A 3,382-nucleotide genomic window follows, 5' to 3' on the forward strand; every position below is an offset into this window, starting at 1 on the left:
AAAGACAAAACCCCTACCTGCATGCGCAGATAGGGGTTTTGCGAAATGAATCTTGACGATGACCTACTCTCACATGGGGAAACCCCACACTACCATCGGCGATGCATCGTTTCACTGCTGAGTTCGGGATGGGATCAGGTGGTTCCAATGCTCTATGGTCGTCAAGAAATTCTGTAGCCAGAATGTCCAGATGGACAGCCCAGCGAATTCGGATATGTGAATTTGTGGTCTTACGAATTTTCGGGTCTTTCGTCTTCACCACCGCAATCTGCGCTAGCAAATTGCTTGGGTGTTATATGGTCAAGCCTCACGGGCAATTAGTATTGGTTAGCTCAACGCCTCACAGCGCTTACACACCCAACCTATCAACGTCGTAGTCTTCGACGGCCCTTTAGGGAACTCAAGGTTCCAGTGAGATCTCATCTTGAGGCAAGTTTCCCGCTTAGATGCTTTCAGCGGTTATCTCTTCCGAACATAGCTACCCGGCAATGCCACTGGCGTGACAACCGGAACACCAGAGGTTCGTCCACTCCGGTCCTCTCGTACTAGGAGCAGCCCCTCTCAAATCTCAAACGTCCACGGCAGATAGGGACCGAACTGTCTCACGACGTTCTAAACCCAGCTCGCGTACCACTTTAAATGGCGAACAGCCATACCCTTGGGACCGGCTTCAGCCCCAGGATGTGATGAGCCGACATCGAGGTGCCAAACACCGCCGTCGATATGAACTCTTGGGCGGTATCAGCCTGTTATCCCCGGAGTACCTTTTATCCGTTGAGCGATGGCCCTTCCATACAGAACCACCGGATCACTAAGACCTACTTTCGTACCTGCTCGACGTGTTTGTCTCGCAGTCAAGCGCGCTTTTGCCTTTATACTCTACGACCGATTTCCGACCGGTCTGAGCGCACCTTCGTACTCCTCCGTTACTCTTTGGGAGGAGACCGCCCCAGTCAAACTACCCACCATACACTGTCCTCGATCCGGATAACGGACCTGAGTTAGAACCTCAAAGTTGCCAGGGTGGTATTTCAAGGATGGCTCCATGAGAACTGGCGTCCCCACTTCAAAGCCTCCCACCTATCCTACACAAGCAAATTCAAAGTCCAGTGCAAAGCTATAGTAAAGGTTCACGGGGTCTTTCCGTCTAGCCGCGGATACACTGCATCTTCACAGCGATTTCAATTTCACTGAGTCTCGGGTGGAGACAGCGCCGCCATCGTTACGCCATTCGTGCAGGTCGGAACTTACCCGACAAGGAATTTCGCTACCTTAGGACCGTTATAGTTACGGCCGCCGTTTACCGGGGCTTCGATCAAGAGCTTCGCTTGCGCTAACCCCATCAATTAACCTTCCGGCACCGGGCAGGCGTCACACCCTATACGTCCACTTTCGTGTTTGCAGAGTGCTGTGTTTTTAATAAACAGTCGCAGCGGCCTGGTATCTTCGACCGGCGTGGGCTTACGGAGCAAGTCCTTCACCCTCACCGGCGCACCTTCTCCCGAAGTTACGGTGCCATTTTGCCTAGTTCCTTCACCCGAGTTCTCTCAAGCGCCTTGGTATTCTCTACCTAACCACCTGTGTCGGTTTGGGGTACGGTTCCCAGTTATCTGAAGCTTAGGAGCTTTTCTTGGAAGCATGGCATCAACCACTTCGCGCTCTAATGAGCACTCGTCATCAGCTCTCGGCCTTGAAATCCCGGATTTGCCTAAGATCTCAGCCTACCACCTTAAACTTGGACAACCAACGCCAAGCTGGCCTAGCCTTCTCCGTCCCTCCATCGCAATAACTGGAAGTACAGGAATATTAACCTGTTTTCCATCGACTACGCTTTTCAGCCTCGCCTTAGGGACCGACTAACCCTGCGTCGATTAACGTTGCGCAGGAAACCTTGGTCTTTCGGCGTGCGAGTTTTTCACTCGCATTGTCGTTACTCATGTCAGCATTCGCACTTCTGATACCTCCAGCAAGCTTCTCAACTCACCTTCACAGGCTTACAGAACGCTCCTCTACCGCATCACCAAAAGGTGATACCCGTAGCTTCGGTGCATGGTTTGAGCCCCGTTACATCTTCCGCGCAGGCCGACTCGACTAGTGAGCTATTACGCTTTCTTTAAAGGGTGGCTGCTTCTAAGCCAACCTCCTAGCTGTCTAAGCCTTCCCACATCGTTTCCCACTTAACCATGACTTTGGGACCTTAGCTGACGGTCTGGGTTGTTTCCCTTTTCACGACGGACGTTAGCACCCGCCGTGTGTCTCCCATGCTCGGCACTTGTAGGTATTCGGAGTTTGCATCGGTTTGGTAAGTCGGGATGACCCCCTAGCCGAAACAGTGCTCTACCCCCTACAGTGATACATGAGGCGCTACCTAAATAGCTTTCGAGGAGAACCAGCTATCTCCGAGCTTGATTAGCCTTTCACTCCGATCCACAGGTCATCCGCTAACTTTTCAACGGTAGTCGGTTCGGTCCTCCAGTCAGTGTTACCTAACCTTCAACCTGCCCATGGATAGATCGCCCGGTTTCGGGTCTATACCCAGCGACTAAACGCCCTATTAAGACTCGCTTTCGCTACGCCTCCCCTATTCGGTTAAGCTCGCCACTGAATATAAGTCGCTGACCCATTATACAAAAGGTACGCAGTCACCTAACAAAGTAGGCTCCCACTGCTTGTACGCATACGGTTTCAGGTTCTATTTCACTCCCCTCTCCGGGGTTCTTTTCGCCTTTCCCTCACGGTACTGGTTCACTATCGGTCAGTCAGTAGTATTTAGCCTTGGAGGATGGTCCCCCCATGTTCAGACAAAGTTTCTCGTGCTCCGTCCTACTCGATTTCATTGATAAGAGATTTTCGTGTACGGGGCTATCACCCACTATGGCCGCACTTTCCAGAGCGTTCCACTAATCTCAAACCAACTTAAGGGCTGGTCCCCGTTCGCTCGCCACTACTAAGGGAATCTCGGTTGATTTCTTTTCCTCAGGGTACTTAGATGTTTCAGTTCCCCTGGTTCGCCTCTTGCACCTATGTATTCAGTACAAGATACTCAGCTTGTGCTGAGTGGGTTCCCCCATTCAGAGATCTCTGGATCACAGTCTGTTTGCCGACTCCCCAAAGCTTATCGCAGGCTACCACGTCTTTCATCGCCTCTGACTGCCAAGGCATCCACCGTATGCGCTTCTTCACTTGACCATATAACCCCAAGCAATCTGGTTATACTGTGAAGACGACATTCGCCGAAAATTCGCACGTCGCTCTTTCGAGCAGAACTCACAAATTTTACCTTAGCCTGATCCACCCGCAGTGAAACGGGTGTTCAGTCTATTTCTATCACATATCCGAATTTTTAAAGAACGATCTGACAAAAGTCAGAAATCAACATTCA

General features: G+C 51.2%; 2 rRNA genes. Both read right to left on the minus strand.

The features are described 5' to 3' along the window. Positions 1 to 50: 50 nt before the first annotated feature. A 5S ribosomal RNA gene (rrf, locus tag APH28_RS25860) occupies positions 51 to 166 on the minus strand. Positions 167 to 296: 130 nt separating this feature from the next. Next, positions 297 to 3,189, minus strand: a 23S ribosomal RNA gene (locus tag APH28_RS25865). Positions 3,190 to 3,382: the final 193 nt, after the last annotated feature.

The sequence above is a fragment of the Pseudomonas sp. NBRC 111124 genome, from assembly GCF_001320245.1.
Classification (GTDB): domain Bacteria; phylum Pseudomonadota; class Gammaproteobacteria; order Pseudomonadales; family Pseudomonadaceae; genus Aquipseudomonas.